Origin of the sequence: Caulobacter sp. Root1472, assembly GCF_001426985.1 — a bacterium.
In the GTDB taxonomy this organism is placed as follows: Bacteria; Pseudomonadota; Alphaproteobacteria; order Caulobacterales; family Caulobacteraceae; genus Caulobacter; species Caulobacter rhizosphaerae.
Map to the genome: position 1 here is coordinate 39,928 of NZ_LMFX01000011.1, position 16,453 is coordinate 56,380.

Sequence of the window (16,453 nt, forward strand, 5' to 3'; positions counted from 1 at the left end):
GCCGAAGGCCAGTGGGGGGAGTCTTTGGATCGTCGATCCAGATGGTGGTCGAGGCCGCATCACTCCCCCCACCGTCGGCTTCGCCGACACCTCCCCCACGGGGGGAGGACCTGAAAATCACTCCCGCCGCAGCAATCCCTCGGTCACGATCCCGCCGATCATCCCGGCCCGGAAGTCGGCCTTGATCTTCACGGGGTCGTAGTCGGGGCTCTCCACCCATTGGGTGAAGGTCAGGCCCTTGGGGGCGGCGTCGGCCAGGTAGCGTTCGAAGGTGTAGTCCAGCACGCCGGTCTTGCCCTGCTTGATGTGCAGGTACTTGAACGACAGCTGCTCCATCGCCGCCTCGATCGGCAGGCCCAGGCGGTAGTGGACGTAGAGCACGCTCATGATCCCCGCCCGGTCCGCGCCCGACTTGCAGTGCATCAGGGCCGGGTATTCGATGGTCTCGAACAGGTCGCGCGCGCCCAGCACCCGCTCCTTGATCGGGACCTCGCGCGAGGTGATCACGAAGTCGACCATCTTCAGGCCCAGCTTGTCGCAGGCGTATTTCTCCAGGGCGTAGAAGCTGCCGTCGAACCCGCCGCGCAGGTTGATGACGGTCTTGATGCCCTGCTTCTTCCAGGCGGCCAGCTGGTGCGGCCAGGGCTGGTTGGTGCGCACCAGCTCGGGGCTGATCCAGTGGTCGTTCTTGAAGCCCAGGCGCAGATAGGCGTGGTCGTTCCACAGGTACGAGAGGTAGGTGCGAAAGCGTCCCCAGCGGGTGGTGGTGTCGTAGCCGGGCAAGCGGGCGATCCTTCGTGAACGAGGCCTAATTAGGCGCCACAGCCCTGTAATGCAAAAGCCACAGCGCCGCACCCCCGCCGCAATGACAGGCCATGGCTGAGCTTGACAGCCCCGCCCCGACGTCCGACCCCTGCCGCCATGACCGATCCCGCCGCGCCACAAGCCCCCAACCGCGTCCTCGCCGCGCGGATCTGGAGCGAGTATCTTCGGCCGCGTCGCAACCGGTTGGTGCTGGCGATGCTCAGCGCCGCGATCATCGCCGGGCTGAGCGCCGCCCTGGTCGAGGTCCTCAAGCCGGCCGTCGATCAGCTGATCACCCATCCCCAGCCCGGCGCCCTGGTGCGCATTCCGCTGCTGATCGCCGCGATCGCCATCGCCCGCGGCCTGTTCCAAGTCCTGCAGACGACCTCGATCAACCGCATCGGCAACGGCGTGGTCGGCGACATGCAGGTGCGGCTGTTCGGCAAGCTGGTGCGCTCGGACCTGGCCCGCCTGCGCGGCGCCCATTCGGGCTCGTACGTCTCGTCGATGCTCTACGACGCCACCCTGATCCGCGAGGCGGCGACCAGCGGCCTGGTCAACTACACCCGCGAATTCCTGACCGTGATCGGGGCGCTGGTGGTGATGTTCCGGCTGGACTGGATGCTGGCGGCCGGCGTGCTGGTCATCGCTCCCGTCGCCAGCCTGTTCATCCGGCGGTTCTCGAAGAAGACCACCAAGGCCGCCAAGGGCGCCATGGGCGAGACCTCGAACCTGTCGACCGCGATCATGGAGAGCCTGGACGGCGTCAAGATCGTCAAGATGGAGAACCGCGAGGCCTATGAAGAAGGCCGCGTGGCCGAGGTGATCGATCGCCGCCAGCGCCACCTGATCAAGGGCTCCAACGCCAAGGCCATGGCCGCGCCGGCCACCGAGACCTTCGGTGCCCTAGTGACCGCCTGCGTCTTCGCCTATGCCGGCTGGCGGGCGGGCACGGGCGGCATGACCGCCGGGGCGTTCACGGCCTTCCTGGGCGCGCTGGCCATGGCCCTGCAGTCGCTGCGCCAGGTCGCCAACCTGCAGACGGTGTTCAGCGAGGGCTTCATCGCCGCCCGCCGGCTGTTCCAGCAGCTGGACGTCGAGCCGGCCATCGTCGATCCCGCCGACGCCAAGGTCCTGCCGCCCGGTGAGGCGACCATCGTCTTCGACAACGTCAGCTTCGCCTATGGCGACAACGCCCCGGCCCTGCACGAGGTCTCGCTCCAGGCCCGGCGCGGCGAGACGGTCGCCCTGGTCGGTCCGTCCGGCGGCGGCAAGAGTTCGCTGCTGAACCTGATCCCGCGCTTCTACGACGTCACCGCGGGGGCGGTGACCATCGACGGCCACGACGTGCGCGGCGTGACCCTGGCCTCCCTGCGCGACCGCATCGCCCTGGTCACCCAGGAGCCGTTCCTGTTCGACGACACCATCCGCGCCAACATCGCCTATGCCCGGCCCGGCGCCGCCGAGAATGAGATCGAGGCCGCGGCCCGCCAGGCGGCGGCCCACGACTTCATCTCGGACCTGCCGCTGGGCTACGACACCCTGGTCGGCGAGGCCGGCGCGCGGCTGTCGGGCGGCCAGCGCCAGCGCATCGCCATCGCCCGCGCCTTCCTGAAGGACGCCCCGATCCTGCTGCTGGACGAGGCGACCAGCGCGCTGGACACCGAGAGCGAGGCCCAGGTCCAGGCGGCGCTGGAGCGGCTGATGGCCGGCCGCACCACCATCGTCATCGCCCACCGCCTGTCGACCGTGAAGGACGCCGACCGCATCTATGTGATCGACCGCGGCCGGGTGGTCGAGACCGGCACCCACGCGGCCCTGGTGCGCCACAAGGGCCTCTACGCCCGCCTGGCCAAGGCCCAGGACCTGGACCACCTGCCCGCGACCTCCCCGGAGGTCGGCGCATGAGGCCGCTGCGCTGGCCGCTGGTGATCCAGATCGTCTCGTCGATCTTCGCCGGCTATTCCAGGCTGGTGTTCCGCACCTTGCGCCTGACCCGCGAGGGCCAGGAGCACGCCGAGGCGGTCTGGGCCGAGGGCCGCGAGACCGGGGTCGGGGCGATTCTGTGCTTCTGGCACGCGCGCATCCCGATGTCGCCGCTGACCTGGCCGCAGGATCCCGGCCGCCAGGACATGCGGGCCCTGATCTCGCGCTCGGCCGACGGCGAGTTCATCGCCCAGACCGTCGAGAAGCTGGGCTTCCCGGCGATCCGCGGCTCGTCGACCAAGAAGACCGACCCGGCCAAGAACAAGCATGGCGAGCAGGCCTTCCGCGACATGATCAAGTGGGTCAAGGACGGCGGCGGGATCGCCATCACCCCCGACGGCCCGCGCGGCCCGGCCGAGCGCATGGAGAAGGGCACCCCCTCCCTGGCCCGGGTGACCGGCGCCCCGGTGATCTTCGTCGGCCTGGCCGCCAAGCCCTGCATCCGCCTGGGCTCGTGGGACCGCACCGTCATCCCCCTGCCGTTCGCCAAGGCGGCGATGGTCTGGAGCGCGCCGACGATGGCCGGACGCGGGGATGATCCGGACGCGCTGGTCGAAGACTGGGCGGCCCAGCTGTCGGCGGTGACCCGGCGGGCGGAGGCGCTGGTGGGTGCGGAGCCGGACGGGGTTTGAGTTCGGGGACACGCCCTTGCGGCGTGTCCCCACCGGGATCGGTGCGTCGGAAGGGGACACGCCGCAAGGGCGTGTCCCCGACCTGGGTTGAAAGGCCTCCCCCTTGGTGGGATGTAGACCCATGCCGCACGATCACCACGACCACGATCACCACGATCATGGCCCCGGCCATGCGCACGGCCACGACCACGGCCATCACCACCACGGCCCCGGCGGCCACAGCCATGCGCCCAAGGACTTCGGCCGGGCCTTCGCGGTCGGCACCACGCTGAACATCGGCTTCGTGGTCGCCGAGACCATCGCCGGCCTGATGACCCACTCGCTGGCCCTGCTGGCCGACGCCGGCCACAACCTGTCCGACGTGCTGGGCCTGTTCATGGCCTGGGGCGCGGTGGTGCTGGCCAGGAAGGCCCCGGCCGGGCGGCGCACCTACGGCCTGCGCAAGGGCACGATCCTGGCTTCGCTGACCAACGCCGTGGTGCTGCTGGTGGCGGTCGGGGCCATCGCCTGGGAGGCCGTGCGCCGCTTCGCCGACCCGCAGCCGATTGAGACCGGTCCGGTGATGATCGTCGCGGCCATCGGCATCGCCATCAACACCGCCACGGCCCTGATGTTCATGCGCGGCTCCAAGGACGACCTGAACATCCGCGGCGCCTTCCTGCACATGGCCGCCGACGCCGCCATCTCGGCCGGCGTGGTGGTGGCCGCCGCCGCCATGTGGGCCACCGGCTGGCTGTGGCTGGACCCGGTCGTCAGCCTGGGCATCGTGGCGGTGATCGTGCTGGGCACCTGGGGCCTGCTGCGCGACAGCCTGGACCTGGCCCTGGACGCCGCCCCGCGCGGCATCGACCCCAAGGCGGTCCGGGCCTGGCTGGCCGAGCGCCCCGGCGTGACCGAGGTCCACGACCTGCACATCTGGGCGATGAGCACCACGGAAACGGCCATGACCGCCCACCTGGTCCGCCCCGAGAACCCCGACAACGACCAGTTCCTGCACGAGATCTGCGGCCAGATGTCCAGCCGCTTCAAGATCGGCCACGTCACCATCCAGGTCGAGAGCGGCGGCGTGGCCACCTGCCACCTGGCCGGCGCGGACGCGGTGTGAGCCTTCCCCTGTCCCTGGCGCTCTATAGGGCGGCGACCACCGTCCTGGAGCCGTTCGCGCCCCTGCTGCTGAGCCGCCGGGCCCAGGCCGGCAAGGAGGACCGCGCCCGGCTGCACGAGCGGCTGGGCCGGCCCAGGATCCCGCGCCCGCCAATGGGCCCCTCTGGGCGGCTGGTCTGGCTGCACGGGGCCAGCGTCGGCGAGAGCCTGTCGATCCTGCCCCTGGTCGAGCGGCTGCGGGCCGAGCGTCCGGACGTCGCGGTGCTGGTCAGCTCCGGCACCGTCACCTCGGCGGACCTGCTGGCTCGGCGCCTGCCGGCCGGGGCGGTCCACCAGTTCCTGCCGGTCGACACCCCGGGCGGCGCGCGGCGGTTCCTCGACCACTGGCGGCCCGACCTGGCGGTGTTCGTCGAGAGCGAGCTGTGGCCCAACCTGCTGCTGACCGCCAAGGCGCGCGGGGTGAGGCTGGCCCTGGTCTCGGCCAAGCTGTCGGACAAGAGCTACGCCGGCTGGCGGGCCCGGCCGTTCGCGGCCTTCGAGCTGTTCAGCGGCTTCGACCTGATCCTGGCCCAGGACGGCCGCGCCGCCGAGCGCCTGTCCAGCCTGGGCGGGACCGTGGCCGGCGAGGCCGACCTGAAGTTCGGCGCGGCGCCGCTGCCAGTCGACGCGGCGGCCCTGGCCAGCCTGCGCGTGCGGCTCAGCGACCGGCCGCTGCTGCTGGCCGCCAGCACCCATCCGGGCGAGGACGAGCGGGTGCTGGCGGCCTGGCGCGCCCTGCCCGCCCACAGCGACTATGACCGTCCGCGCCTGGTGATCGTCCCCCGCCATCCTGAACGCGGCCCCGCCATCGCGGACATGGCCCTGGCCGCGGGCGCCACGACCTGCCTGCGCAGTCGCGAACCCGACGACTCCGCCGAGGTCATCGTCGCCGACACCCTGGGCGAGCTGGGCCTGTGGTACCGGCTGGCCGACCTGGCCCTGGTGGCCGGCAGCCTGGTGGAGGGGATCGGCGGCCACAATCCGCTGGAGCCGGCGCGGCTGGACTGTCCGATCGTCTCCGGCCCGCATGTCGAGAACTGGCTGACCGCCTATGCCGACCTGCGCGACGCCGACGGCGTGACCTTCGCCGACGCCTCGGTGCTGGGCGCGCGGCTGGCCGAGCTGCTGGCCCGGCCAGAGGTCCTGAAGCGGCAGGCGACGAACGCCCGGGCGTTCGTCGCCCGGCGCGACGCCGAGGCGCGGGCGGGGCTGGACCGCATCCTCGCCCTGCTCGACGCGGAGGCGCGGGCATGAAGCTGGCCACCCCGCGCTGGTGGTACCGTCGCGACGGCGCCCCCAGCCCGCTGACCCGCGCCCTGCTGACCCCGCTGTCGTGGCTCTGGGCCGCCCAGACCGCCCGGCGGATCGCCCGCACCCAGCCGCGCGGCGCCGACTGCGCGGTGATCTGCGTCGGCAACTTCACGGTCGGCGGGGTGGGCAAGACGCCGATCGTCCGAGAGCTGCTGCTGACCCTGACCCAGCGCGGCCGCCGCGCCCACGGCCTGTCGCGCGGCTATGGCGGCCGACTGAAGGGGCCGGTCCAGGTCGACCCGCTGCGGCATGCCGCCCGCGACGTCGGCGACGAGCCGCTGATGCTGGCCCAGGACTTCCCGATCTGGGTGTCGCGCGACCGGGTGCTGGGGGCTCGTCGCGCCGCCGCGGCCGGGGCCGAGGTGGTGGTCATGGACGACGGCCACCAGAACCCCGACCTGCGCAAGACCCTGTCGCTGGTGGTGGTCGACGGCGAGACCCGCGAGGACGAATGGCCGTTCGGCGACGGCAAGGTGTTCCCGGCCGGGCCGATGCGCGAACCCCTGGCGGCCAGCCTGGCCCGCACCGACGCGGTGATCGTGCTGCTGCCGGGCGACCTGCCGGCCGCGGACCCCGACCTGCTGGCCCTGTTCGGCGACACCCCGGTGCTGATCGCCCGGCTGGAGCCCGCCACCCCGCCGCCCAAGGGTCGGCAGGTCGGCTTCGCGGGCATCGGCAAGCCGTGGAAGGTGGAGCGGGCCCTGAAGGCGGCCGGCTGTCATCTGGTCGACTTCGCGCCCTATCCCGACCACGGCGAATACGACGAGGCGACCCTCACCTTCCTGGCCGAGCGGGCGGCGACCTACAGCGCCGGGTTGGTGACGACCGAGAAAGACTGGGTGCGGCTGCCGCCGGCCTGGCGCGACCGGGTGACGGCCTGGCCGGTTAGGGCGCGGTTCGAGGACGAGGGGGCGCTGGGGGCGTTGCTGGAGAGGGCGGGGCTTTAGATCCTCCGCCTCTGGGGGAGGTGGCCCAAAGGGCCGGAGGGGGTTTCACCCGCCGACTCAGCGGTCCCCCTCCGTCGCTCCGCGACACCTCCCCCAGAGGGGGAGGATCTGTTGCTAAGCTCCCGCCTTCTGCGCGAATTCCCAGGCGCCCCGGGCGAGCACCGGCACCCGCGCCTCCATCAGCTCGGCATGGGCGCTGGCGGCCGTGCCGTCGCGCACCCGGCCGACGATGCCCTGGCAGATCCCGGCCAGGCGGAACAGGTTGTAGCTGAAGTACCAGTCCAGGTTCGGCAAGCCGTCGCGGCCGGTCAGCCGGCAGTACTGCGCCACGGCCTCGTCGATGGTGGGCACGCCATAGGCGGTGAGATCCTGGATCTCGGCCAGGCCGCCGCGCTGGTCGGACGGCATCACCCAGTTCATCAGGAAGTAGCTGAAGTCGGCCAGCGGATTGCCCAGGGTCGACAGCTCCCAGTCCAGCACCGCCACCACCTTCGGCTCGCTGGGGTGCAGGATCATGTTGTCCAGGCGGTAGTCGCCATGGACGATCGAGGTGACGTCGTCGGCCGGGCAGCTCGCCGGCAGAAACGCGATCAGCCGGTCCATGGCCTCGATCGTCCGGGTTTCGGACGCCTTGTACTGTTTGGTCCAGCGGTCGATCTGGCGGGCGAAGTAGTTGCCGGGCTTGCCATAATCGGCCAGGCCCACGGCGGCGTAGTCGACCGTGTGCAGGGCCGCCAGGGTGGCGATCTCGGCCTCGTAGATCGCCCGGCGCTCGGCCGGGGCGTAGTCCGGCAGGGTCCCGTCCCACAGGATCCGGCCTTCGACATTGTCCATCACGTAGAAGATCGTGCCGATCACGTCCTCGTCCAGGCACAGGGCGTAGGCCTTGGCGACGGGGAAGTTCGCCCTGTTCAGGCCCGAGATCACCTTGAACTCGCGATCGACGGCGTGGGCGCTGGGCAGCAGCTTGCCCGGCGGCTTGCGGCGCAGGACGTACTTCTTCGACGGCGTGACCAGCTGGTAGGTCGGGTTGGACTGGCCGCCCTTGAACTGGCGCACCTCCAGCGGGCCCTGGTAGCCGTCGACATGGGCCTCCAGCCAGGCCGCCAGCCGGGCCTCGTCGATGGCGTGGCGCGGGTCGACGGGCTTGGTTCCGGAATTGAGGTCCTGGACGGACGGTTCGCTCGCGGCCATGCGCATACTCCCCAACACTTGTTTGAATGAACATTAGAGCCTGGGCGCCGCGACGCAAGCCTCTCCTCCGGGGCTTGAGCGTTCCGTTGAAAGCCGGCTACAAGGGCCCCGTCGAAAAAGGGCCATGGACCGGACAAGGTAAGCCCGGTCGCTTCGAGCTTCGAAGAACCTGTACCCTCGCCTCACGGCTGGGACCCACGACGAGACGACGGCGCATCGTGCGCCGCCGGCTCGGCGTGCGTGGTCCCGTTGTCGATACCGATCGAGCCCCCGTGCGCCGCGCCTCAATTGAAGGAGAGCGCCGATGCGCCTGAACCATATCGACCTGCCCGTGCCCGACGTCGCCGCGACCCGGGACTTCTTCGAGACCTGGCTGGGCTTCACCCACGAGCGGACCCTGGGCCAGGACGGCCTGGCCATCCTGCGCGACCAGGCCGGCCTGGTGCTGGTGCTCAGCCGCCTGCGCCGCCACGGGCCTCAGGCCTGGCCGGTCCCGTTCCATATCGGCTTCCACCTGGAGAGCCCGGCGGCCGTATCCGACCTCCAGGCCCGCATGGCGGCCGGCGGCCTCGCCGTCGACCCGCCGGCGATGCAGCACGGCGCGTTCGCCTTCTACCTGACCGCGCCCGGCGACATCCTGGTGGAGGTGGCGCACCGGGCCTGAGCGTCGATAGCGCCGTGCGCGAGACGGGGACAGGCGCATGCGCCTGTCCCTAATCGTGGTTCTCGCCGGAACGCTCTGCTACGGCGCTACTCGCGAGAAACCCAGAAGCGCAGGCCTCGACCTAAGCTGGCCGCAGCGAGCCACATCGCCGCGTACAGCGCTAAGTGGTCCCAGCGCCCGTGCCAGTTCAGCAACTCGATCATCACGCCCATCGAGCCGATTACGATCAACGCCACGTGCATCACACGTCCCGTAGCCGCGCGTTGGCTATAGTTTTGACGCGACTTGGGCCAGATGAGCGTCAACAGCTTCATCAGTGCTGGCTCAGCGCCCGCCAGCCGATGTCGGTGCGGTAGAACCCGCCCTCCAGCGACACCGTCCCCAGGGCCGCATAGGCGACGTCGCGGGCTTCGTGCAGGGTCGCGCCCAGGGCGCAGACGTTCAGCACCCGGCCGCCCGAGGCTGTCAGACGCCCCTCGGCGTCGCGGGCCGTGCCGGCGTGGAAGATCACCGCCTCGCCGCCGAACTCGCTGTCCGCGCCCTGGATCAGGCCGCCGGTCTTGGGCGCGTCGGGATAGCCCTCGGCCGCCAGCACCACGCAGATCGCCGCCTCCTCGCGCCAGACCGGCGGCGCAGCGGACGCCAGCTCACCCTTGGCCGCGGCCAGCAGCAGCGGGACCAGGTCGCTTTCCAGCCGCAGCATCAGGGTCTGGCACTCGGGGTCGCCGAAGCGGGCGTTGTACTCGACCAGCTTGGGCCCCTGCTCGGTCAGCATCAGCCCGGCATAGAGCACGCCGACATAGGGACAGCCCTCGGCGGCCATGCCGGCGATGGTGGGCAGGACCAGCTCGCGCCAGGCTTGGTCGACCAGGGCCGGGGTCAGGACCGGCGGCGGCGAATAGGTGCCCATGCCGCCGGTGTTGGGGCCTTCGTCGCCGTCATAGGCCCGCTTGTGGTCCTGGGCGGCGCCGAACAGCACCGCCGTTTGACCGTCGCAGATCGCGAACAGCGAGGCCTCCTCGCCGTGCATGAACTCCTCGATCACCACCCGCGCCCCGGCCGAGCCGAAGCGCCCGCCCAGCATGTCCAGCACGGCGGCGGCGGCTTCGGCGCGATCCGCGGCGATCACCACGCCCTTGCCGGCCGCCAGGCCGTCGGCCTTGATCACGAACGGCGCGGTGAGGGTGTCGAGGAAGGCGCCGGCCGAGGCCGCGTCGGTGAACACGCCATAGCCCGCCGTCGGCAGGCCGTGGCGGGCGCAGAAGTCCTTGGTGAAGGCCTTGCTGGTCTCCAGCCGCGCGGCCTGGGCGCTGCCGCCGAAACAGGGGATCCCGGCCTTGGCCAGTTCGTCGGCCAGGCCGACCTCCAGCGCCGATTCCGGACCCACCACCACGAGGTCGGCGGCGACCTCCCGGGCCAGGGCGACCAGGCCGGCCACGTCGGTGACCTTGACCGGGCGCAGCTCGGCGACCTGTTCGACGCCCGGATTGCCCGGCGCGGCGACAAGGCGGCCGCACAGCGGCGACTGGGCGATCTTCCAGGCCAGGGCGTGCTCGCGCCCACCGGAGCCGACGAGCAGGATGTTCAGCTTTTCCATGAGGCCGGGGTGTCGCGCGGGGGCGGCGCGGGGTCAAGGCGGGTCGTGCGACGCGGAAGTTATCCACAGGGGTACTAGGGCCGGGGACCCGCCCTTGCGGCGTGTCCCCAAACTCCGCGCGGGGGCCGCCCGGACACGCGCCGCCGCGCCTGTCAGAGGGGACACGCCGCAAGGGCGCGTCCCCGGCCTGGGTTTATCCCCGCCCTTTTCAAACTCCACCGCAACGAAATCAATGGGCTACAGGAAAATGCACGTTTCCTATCCCCACGCTCCGGGACGGCCGCATCCTTGAGGCATGACCCACACCGACATCCCCACCCGCTGCCTCGCCCTGCAACTGAAGCTGATGGACGCCCTCGACGCGGCCTGGGCGATCCTCGAACGCAGTCACGACCCGGCCGAGATCCGAAAGGTCCGCGACAAGGCCAAGGCCATCGGCGACCTGGCCGCCATGGCCCGCAAGGTGGCGCAGATGACCCCGACCGCCCGCAAGCCGCCGGTCGACGTGCTCGCCGCCGGCCTGGCCGCCGTCCAGGGCGGGGCGGGCCTGGGGGTCATGGCCGCCCCGCTGGCCGCCCCACTGGCCGCCCCACTGGCCGCCCAAGCCGAGCACGCCCGGCGGGCCCTGGACAAGCTGAAGGGCGGGCGGCGCGGGCGGTTGTGAGCCCGCCGGCGGTCGCACCCTTCAATAGGGTTGAATGATGCCCCGCTTTCTTTCGAATGGCCAAAGCGTCGTCCCTCGCCGCAAGCTCGCCCCCTCACAGGAGGCGACGATGCGATTGATCCGGACCGTGCTGATGGCCGCCGCCCTGTCGCCCGCCGCGACCCACGACGCCCCCGTCCCCGCGCCGGGGCCGGCGAACGCCACGCCCGCCGACGCCGTACGCCTCTATGGCGAGGCGATCGCCGAGCGGGATCCGGTCAAGCTCGGCCGCGCCTTCCAGCCCAGCGCCATCGCCTATGAAATCGACGGCGGTACGGTCACCGCCAACTACCAGGCCCAATGGAAGGCGCGCCTGGCCCAGGCGCCGGAACCGTCCGGACCACCCCCGACGATCGAGCGGATCGACGCCGGAGAAACCACCGCCCTGGCCAGGCTGCGCTCGGTCCGCGACGGCCGGCCGCTGGTCGACTACGTGCTGCTGGCGCGGCTGGCGGGCGGCTGGCGCATCGTCGGAACGCTCCGCCAGCCGGACCCGGCCGAAGACCCGGCCTCGGCGGCGGGCGTGGCCGGCGTGGTGGACGACAAGTTCGAGGCCGACCGTCGCTGGGACGAGGCCGGGCTCGGCGAGACCCTCGATCCCCGGGCCCTGGTCATGAGCGTCGAGGACGGCGAGTTCGTCGCCGCGTCCGTCGCCGAGTGGCGCGCGCGCTACGTGGACCGGCGCAAGACCTCGCCCGGCGCGCGGTTCGAGGTCACCAGCCGCCTGGTCGACGCCCAGGGCGACGTCGGCATGGCCCGCTGGTCGTTCCGCACCGAAAGCGGCGAATGGACGGACCGCGCGCTGATGCTGCGGACGGCGTCGGGGTGGCGGATGGCCGCCTTGCTGTTCGTCAGGGAAGCGCCTTAGGGGGCGGGACCAGCTCGCTCGCTGCGTTCGGCCCGAGACCGAACAATCATTCCGGCAGCTTGGCTATATACCTCAACCAGTCCTTGCGATAACTTATCGTTAAAGTTGAATAACGATCGGAATGAAGCGCATGGGTCGACTGGCGAAGACGGCCTTTGTCGCCCTTGCGGTGTTCGCCGCGCCCTTGGCGTCTGGCGCCCAGCCCGCCAAGCGGGACGTTGTCCTGCTGATCGACAACCACATCTTCACCCACAAACCGTTCAAGTTCGACGAGGCGGTGCTGCGTCAAAGCATCCGGGCGATGCTAGAGCATGTGCGGCCGGAGCGGGTCGTCGTGTTCGCGGTTGGGCATGACGGCCACGCTCAGTATCCGAGCAAGTTTTTCCCTGAATAGAAGGCCAGCCCGGGCTTTCCTCTGCTCCAGGGGCCGACCCAGGATCTGCTCCAGATCTGGCGGGAGGAGACCGCGCGCACCCGCACGGGCATGATCGTCTATGTCAGTACGCTGCGGAACGACGCGCTCCAGGACTCCCATCCCGAATATTTCCGCATCTTCGGAAACGGCGTTCGCGCCACGGTGATCGACCACAACAGCGCCTATGCGGACGAGGTGCTGTTGCCGGGGCTGCAAGAGATCATCGACCGGTACAATCCAGACGGGTTCTTTCTCGACGGCGACTATTGGACCGCCCACGAGAGCTGGAACCCGGCGAGCACGGCAGGCTTCGTCAAGGAGACCGGGCTACCGGTCCCGACGGATTACCCCCAGGCCAGCTATCCCCCCTTCGTGAAATACACCTACGACTCCTACCGGCGCGACTACGTCGGAAAGCTGGAGGCGTTCTTTGACCGCCAAAAGCGGCCACTGAACTGGTCGATCAACGCCGCCTTCACAGTGCGCGATCCCAGCCCTGAGCCGGCCAACTACGGCACGGTCGCGGTGGACCTGCCGTTCTTCGCTCTCGGAGAAGCCTATATTGAATCGCTGTTCAGCCAACGATTGAAGGGCGGGGCCGAGATCGTCTATCCGCTGTTCGCGCAGTCGGAGGGCGCTGCTCCGTATCAGTACAAGTCCAAGGCGCAGCTCAAGCAGGAACTGGCCGTGGCCGTGGTCAATCGGTCGCTGGTCAGCTTCTACCTGCCGCTCGGGTATGACGGGACCATCGCGCTGGATCGGATCCAGCCTGCAATCGAGGTCTACGACGAGTTCGAGAACCATATCGGGACGCAAGCCCGGCCGGACCAGAAGCTCCTGGCCAAGATCGCCATTGTGAACCCGAACGGCGACGCCATCGCGACCCGCCGGTTCGAGGAGTTGCGCAAGGCCTCGCTGCACCTCTACGAGACCGGGGTGGTCCACGCGATCACGACCGAGACCCTGGCGTCTTCCGGGGGCTACACCCACTTCGTGTTCCCCCGCATGAACCACGCGGAGAGGCCCGATCTGATCCCGTCCCTGCTCAAGGGCGGCCAGCGCGTGCTGTGGGCAGTGAACGAGCGTGCGGCCGACGAGAAGACCGAAGCCATCATCGCCGCTCTTCGGTCCAGCCTGCGTGAGGTCAAGGCCGATTGCGCCGACTGTGAAGCCCTGAGGGACAGCAGCGGCGGCGAGATCTGGCTTGTCCCGGCGATCGACAACGCGACCCTGGACAAGTTCGCCAGCACCATAGACCCCGCCGTCACCTTCCCCGGCAAGCCTGAATACGTCTACGCCCTGGCCTACGGCGACGCCCTCAAGGAGACGATCTACCTCTCCTCGGTGGCCTGGGGCGGATACGCGTTCGGGCGGCACACGCTGTTCGAAGACCTTGAGCCAACGCCGTCGATGTCGGTTCGGCTCAAGGCTCCGGCCACCTGTGTTCAGCGCACCATGGGGGGCGACATCAAGCTTCCCCGCGGGCGCGAACTGACGCTCCAGCCTTTCGACACCATCACCAAAGTCGAGTGCGACCTGTGAGGCGACTTTTCCTCGCCGCCGCACTGGTCACGGCCTCGCCCGCTGTCGCCGACTCGATAGCGCGGGAATTGCCGTTGGAGATCGACGCGCCAGCGGTGCAGACGCAATACGTCCACATCAAGCTCAAGGGCCTGCCGTCGTTCGTCTACATAAACCGGGCCGACAAGCTGTCGAACCTGACGGACCAGACGGTGTTGATCAAGGACGCCAGGACGGGGGAGGTGATCTCTGTCGTCCGGCAGAACGATACGCTGTTCGAGGATGCCTATTTTTACCTGCCCGCCAGGTTCATCGGCCAGGATCGCAAGGCGCATCTGGTCCTGCAACCGTCATCGCCCTGGATCGTGAAGGACGCGTTCTCGGCCAATCCGGTTCAGGTGCTCTCGCTGGAGGCTGCTCCGGCCGACCGATACCAGACCTATGAGATCGTCTTCGGAAAGCCGGACGATCAACCGTTCCTCGTGGACAACATCTCCTATGCCGAGGGGGCCTACAGGACGCCCGGCTGGGTCTGGAACAAGTTCTTCCGGTACGGCAACGACCCTTCGACCTTCCTGCTGCCCCTGGAGGCCGGGAAAGCGGTTTTCCTCAAGCCGAACTTCTATCTGTCGGCCAATGCCCTCTTCATCAACGACGGCAAGGAAATCGCCATCTTCGAGCGAAGCCTCGGTGAGCGGTCATCGCAGGACTTCTATCGGACGCGCCTGGAGGTCAGCGGCCGGCCGGTACATGACATGAGAGTCCAAAACGTCGCGCCATTCCGCGCCATGCCGACCAACCTGCGGCAGATGGCCTTCGCGTTCAACTCCATCGAGATCGCGACGCCAAGGCCCGCGCCGCCTGTTCGGTTGAACGTGGTGGACCTGCTCAACACCCGGCTCGACTACCGACATGGCCACAGCGCGCGAGCGGCCCTGCTGAACCCCACCGACGCCGTCGCCGAGCTACTCAAGTACCAGGGAGGGGCCTTCCTGCCATCGCGTGACCCAGTAGCGCTTCCGGCCGGCTCCAGGCGTCATGCCGACGCTGTCGTGCTTCTCGACCCGATCCTGAACGACATCGCCAGCACGGCATATTCGACCGGCGACGTGTGGGTCAATTCCGCCGTCGGCGCGGCGATGATGCTGGAAAAAGCCGGATACTCGGTGGCCTACGCCAACCCTGCCGATCTGGCCAGGCTGCGTCCGAAGGTCGTCTACGTTCCGACCCAGCCGTTCTATCGCAACATACTGGACCAGGCGGTGTTCGACCAGCTGGCGGCGAGCGGAGCCAAGGTGATCATCGACCCGTCGTTCTCCGGCGAGTTCATCAACAACCAGGTGCTCTGGAAAGCGACCGGCGTCCAGTACATCGAAGGCGCCGAACTTCTGGTGCAGGACGAGGTGGTCTTTCAGGACCAGGCCAAGACCGACACCTTTCAGGCATCCATCGTGTTCAGCCATAAGGCCCTGGACGCCAAGCCCGAAGCGTCGCTCAAGGTCGCGGGGCCGTTGGCCTATAGCAAGCCCGCTGGATCGGGAAGCGTTTCAGCCTTGATGACCCCGGCCGCATACTATTTCTTCAACTACGGCCTGCGGCCCGACACCGCCCTTTTGCATCAACTGCTGAAGGGAGCCGCCAAGCCGACCGTTACCGCCAGATCAGCCTCGCAGGTCCGGGCCTACGTCATCCGGCAGACCGCTTGCACCGCTGACGTGATGGTCGAGAATAACAACGTCGGAGCCTACAACTATTACGGCTTCGCGACCGTGACCGCATCGCCTCCGCCCTCCACGCCTCCGCCCGTCAGCCGCGTAACCCTGGACGGCGCTCTGTTCGCCGGCCGGAAGTGGTCAGTGAGCGGGCCTGTGAAGTCCGAGCCCTCGGCGTCAGGGGTGACGGTACTATCCCTCACCAGGGATACGGTTGTGTCTCTGGTAGACAGAGGGTGTGGGGTTTAGGCCCGTCGTGATTATCGACGTAGTGGGAGCAACAAGCCCAATAGGCCAAGATTGGTTGCACTCCAGCGCTAACAGGTCAGGCTCGAAGGCAGGCCTTGGTCCCAGCAAAGCGACGATCGGCGACGTCACTGCGCCGCGCCCAAGGCCAGGGCGGCGCTGAGAAGAATCAACATGACCCCAGCCCCAGACCGAAACAACTGAACCATTCAGAGGAAGATCGCCCCTGGGGCTAACCCTAAGTTCAGTCTCGCTCCCCGGTCGACGCCGCCGCCCGCGGCCGCGCCAGCGCCTGGCCGAACTCGCCCAGCAGCTTGAAGGCCGGGTGCAGGCTGGCGCCGAGGTCGGTGAGGCCATAGGCGAGGCGGTCGGCGGGGTCGGCGGCCTCTCGGGCGACCAGGCCCGCGGTCTCCAGCTCGCGCAGGTTCCGCGTCAGCTCCTTGGCGCTGATCTGGGGGATGGCGCGCAAGATGTCGTTGTAGCGCTGGGGGCCGCCGAGCATCAGCGCGCGGATGACCAGCAGCTTCCAACGCCCGCCGATGATCCAGATCGCCCGCTCGACCGGACAGGTGGCTGCCGCCTCGGGGAAGGCTGTCTCGGTCGGGGCCGCCGGGGTCGCGAGTTCGCGGCTGATCGACACGTCACATACCTCGCGGTGCGTTGATGGGCTTGGCTTCCGACCTGATCTTCCGGTCCAGCATAGGGAGAGG

16 protein-coding genes are annotated in these 16,453 nt (G+C 69.3%); 11 read left to right on the forward strand and 5 right to left on the reverse strand.

The window, feature by feature from the left end:
• Positions 1-117 precede the first annotated feature (117 nt).
• Positions 118-783 (reverse strand): tyrosine-protein phosphatase, encoded by a 666-nt coding sequence (locus ASD47_RS08760; RefSeq protein ID WP_056754573.1) that lies wholly within the window; start codon positions 781-783, stop codon positions 118-120.
• A gap of 138 nt (positions 784-921) precedes the next feature.
• On the opposite strand from ASD47_RS08760, the gene ASD47_RS08765 reads away from it, so the two are divergent.
• From ASD47_RS08765 to lpxK, 5 genes are all read left to right on the forward strand, one after another.
• The gene (locus tag ASD47_RS08765; protein WP_056754576.1) at positions 922-2,712 is read left to right on the forward strand and encodes an ABC transporter ATP-binding protein; all 1,791 of its coding nucleotides are present in this window, start codon (positions 922-924) and stop codon (positions 2,710-2,712) included.
• A complete protein-coding gene (locus ASD47_RS08770) occupies positions 2,709-3,422 on the forward strand; it encodes a lysophospholipid acyltransferase family protein (protein ID WP_056754579.1) in 714 nt (237 codons plus the stop codon). The genes ASD47_RS08765 and ASD47_RS08770 overlap by 4 nt, the downstream gene beginning before the upstream one ends.
• A 121-nt stretch (positions 3,423-3,543) precedes the next feature.
• A complete protein-coding gene (locus ASD47_RS08775) occupies positions 3,544-4,527 on the forward strand; it encodes a cation diffusion facilitator family transporter (protein ID WP_056754582.1) in 984 nt (327 codons plus the stop codon).
• The gene (locus ASD47_RS08780; RefSeq protein WP_235525830.1) at positions 4,524-5,819 is read left to right on the forward strand and encodes a 3-deoxy-D-manno-octulosonic acid transferase; all 1,296 of its coding nucleotides are present in this window, start codon (positions 4,524-4,526) and stop codon (positions 5,817-5,819) included. The genes ASD47_RS08775 and ASD47_RS08780 overlap by 4 nt, the downstream gene beginning before the upstream one ends.
• Positions 5,816-6,823 carry a tetraacyldisaccharide 4'-kinase gene (gene lpxK, locus ASD47_RS08785; RefSeq protein ID WP_056754585.1) on the forward strand — a complete coding sequence of 336 codons (1,008 nt, stop codon included), beginning with the start codon at positions 5,816-5,818 and terminating at the stop codon, positions 6,821-6,823. Before ASD47_RS08780 ends, lpxK begins: the two co-directional genes overlap by 4 nt.
• A 114-nt stretch (positions 6,824-6,937) precedes the next feature.
• Here lpxK and ASD47_RS08790 read toward each other — a convergent pair whose 3' ends face one another.
• Positions 6,938-8,017: a phosphotransferase family protein gene (locus ASD47_RS08790; protein ID WP_056754701.1), complete on the reverse strand. Its 1,080-nt coding sequence runs from the start codon at positions 8,015-8,017 to the stop codon at positions 6,938-6,940.
• A gap of 304 nt (positions 8,018-8,321) precedes the next feature.
• Between ASD47_RS08790 and ASD47_RS08795 the strand changes: the two genes are divergently transcribed.
• Positions 8,322-8,681, forward strand: a complete 360-nt coding sequence (locus ASD47_RS08795) for a VOC family protein (protein ID WP_235525831.1) — start codon at positions 8,322-8,324, stop codon at positions 8,679-8,681.
• Between the two features lie 86 nt (positions 8,682-8,767).
• Here ASD47_RS08795 and ASD47_RS08800 read toward each other — a convergent pair whose 3' ends face one another.
• Entirely contained in the window at positions 8,768-8,995 is a 228-nt protein-coding gene (locus ASD47_RS08800) for a hypothetical protein (RefSeq protein ID WP_056754588.1), read from the reverse strand.
• The gene (purD, locus tag ASD47_RS08805) at positions 8,995-10,278 is read right to left on the reverse strand and encodes a phosphoribosylamine--glycine ligase (RefSeq protein WP_056754591.1); all 1,284 of its coding nucleotides are present in this window, start codon (positions 10,276-10,278) and stop codon (positions 8,995-8,997) included. Before purD ends, ASD47_RS08800 begins: the two co-directional genes overlap by 1 nt.
• Positions 10,279-10,573: 295 nt before the next feature.
• On the opposite strand from purD, the gene ASD47_RS08810 reads away from it, so the two are divergent.
• The 5 genes from ASD47_RS08810 to ASD47_RS08830 all read left to right on the forward strand — a co-directional run bounded on the left by ASD47_RS08810 (position 10,574) and on the right by ASD47_RS08830 (position 15,746).
• The gene (locus ASD47_RS08810) at positions 10,574-10,942 is read left to right on the forward strand and encodes a hypothetical protein (RefSeq protein WP_056754594.1); all 369 of its coding nucleotides are present in this window, start codon (positions 10,574-10,576) and stop codon (positions 10,940-10,942) included.
• A 109-nt stretch (positions 10,943-11,051) separates the two neighbouring features.
• Positions 11,052-11,849 (forward strand): nuclear transport factor 2 family protein, encoded by a 798-nt coding sequence (locus tag ASD47_RS08815; RefSeq protein WP_056754595.1) that lies wholly within the window; start codon positions 11,052-11,054, stop codon positions 11,847-11,849.
• A 130-nt stretch (positions 11,850-11,979) separates the two neighbouring features.
• The gene (locus tag ASD47_RS08820) at positions 11,980-12,243 is read left to right on the forward strand and encodes a hypothetical protein (protein WP_156402178.1); all 264 of its coding nucleotides are present in this window, start codon (positions 11,980-11,982) and stop codon (positions 12,241-12,243) included.
• A gap of 90 nt (positions 12,244-12,333) precedes the next feature.
• Positions 12,334-13,806, forward strand: a complete 1,473-nt coding sequence (locus ASD47_RS08825) for a hypothetical protein (protein WP_056754601.1) — start codon at positions 12,334-12,336, stop codon at positions 13,804-13,806.
• Between the two features lie 74 nt (positions 13,807-13,880).
• On the forward strand, positions 13,881-15,746 hold the full coding sequence (locus ASD47_RS08830; RefSeq protein WP_056754603.1) for a hypothetical protein: 1,866 nt from the start codon (positions 13,881-13,883) through the stop codon (positions 15,744-15,746).
• 241 nt (positions 15,747-15,987) lie between these two features.
• Here the strand turns inward: ASD47_RS08830 and ASD47_RS08835 are convergent, their stop codons facing one another.
• Positions 15,988-16,383, reverse strand: a complete 396-nt coding sequence (locus ASD47_RS08835) for a helix-turn-helix domain-containing protein (RefSeq protein ID WP_156402179.1) — start codon at positions 16,381-16,383, stop codon at positions 15,988-15,990.
• Positions 16,384-16,453 lie beyond the last annotated feature (70 nt).